The following is a 1,411-nucleotide window of genomic DNA, read 5'->3' on the forward strand; positions in this document are numbered from 1 at the left end:
CGGCGCGTGCTGTAAAGTCGCTTGGCCGTTGGCGTCAGTCATAGGAAGAACAACAATTATGGATCTGATACCGAATAACGGGCCTCATCTGCACATCGTCCTGAATCATCTCCCGATCTATGGATCGATTCTCGCGCTGGGTCTCTTCCTGGCTTCGGTGCACTGGCGGAGCTGGTTTCGTCCCGAGTTCGACCTGAGAAGCTCCGACGTCAAACAGGCCAGCCTCATCGTGTTCGTGCTCCTGGGGATCGTCGCGATCCCGACCTACATCTCCGGGGCGGCGACGCGGTGGGCGTACGAGGGACGCCCCGATGTGGCGATGGACGTGGTCCTGGCCCATCAGGAAGCTGCGCTGATGCAGTTCCTGTTAATGGGGTTGACCGGAAGCATGGCGTGGCTCGCGCTGTGGCAGCGGCGCCGCTTTGCGCAGGTGCACGCCTGGAACCTCTACGCCATCCTGGTGCTTTCGGTGCTTTCGGTCGTGTTTCTGATCAGGACCGGGAGTCTCGGGGGCACCATCGTCCGTCCGGATCTTCATGAAACGGCCGCGTCGGCGGAGGGATCGGGCATCATCGAGCTGATCGAGACGACCATCCAGAGCATCATCTGGGCGTGGCCCTCGATGGAGGCGGCGCATTTCGTCGGTATGGCGGTGGTCTTCGGTGTGGTGTCGATCATCGGGCTGCGCGCGCTCGGCATCGCCAGGAGCATCCCGTTCTCCGCCCTGCACCGGCTGCTGCCGCTGGGCGCGCTGGGACTGGCCGTCAACATCGTGACCGGCATGTTCTTCTTCATCGCCGATTCGGGGCGCTACGTCGCCATGGACGGTTTTCCGCCCAAGATCATCTGGCTGGTCATCGGTGGGCTCGCGATCCTGTATTTCACCATCTTCGATGAGATCTGGGCGGTGAAATCCGGAGACGACGCGCCCGCAACGGCCAAGGTCATGGCTGCCGTGACGATGGTCTCGTGGGCCTGCGTGCTGGTGTTCGGTCGCTTGCTGCCGTACTACGGAGACGGAGGCTAACGGATGGGTTTCGTAATCGCGCTTCTTTTCGTGGTCGGCGTACTGGCTGTGGTCGTGGGATTGACCTATTGGATCGACAGGGATGCCGACAGCAGCGATAGCGCGTAAGAGGGAGTACTCATGAGTTTCCTAAGCTGGATGGAAACGACGGCCTACTCGGAGTGGATCGTCGCCGGGCTGGTCGGATGGCCGCTGATGCTGGCGATGCATGCCATGGGTCTGGCGATCATCGTCGGCATCATGTTCGTGCTCAGCCTGCGCATGCTGGGCTGCTTCAAGCCGATTCCCTATGTCGCGCTGAACGACCTCATGGCGTTCGGCTGGATCGGCATCTTCATCAACGTCTTCTCCGGCGTGTCGCTGTTCATGGCCCAGGCCACGTTC

General features: G+C 61.4%; 2 protein-coding genes. Both read left to right on the forward strand.

All coding sequences use genetic code 11. The features are described 5' to 3' along the window. The first annotated feature begins 58 nt into the window (after positions 1-58). Positions 59-1,027 carry a hypothetical protein gene (locus OXG98_17965; protein MCY3773897.1) on the forward strand — a complete coding sequence of 323 codons (969 nt, stop codon included), beginning with the start codon at positions 59-61 and terminating at the stop codon, positions 1,025-1,027. Between the two features lie 120 nt (positions 1,028-1,147). Next, positions 1,148-1,411: hypothetical protein (locus OXG98_17970; protein ID MCY3773898.1), on the forward strand; the 264-nt coding region annotated here is incomplete at its 3' end.

The organism is Gemmatimonadota bacterium (genome assembly GCA_026706345.1).
Lineage (GTDB): Bacteria > JAAXHH01 > JAAXHH01 > JAAXHH01 > JAAXHH01 > JAAXHH01.

Bases quoted from the DNA above. Each gene is read 5' to 3' on its own strand.
- OXG98_17965 (MCY3773897.1), top strand. From the start codon at position 59: ATGGATCTGATACCGAATAACGGGCCTCATCTGCACATCGTCCTGAAT.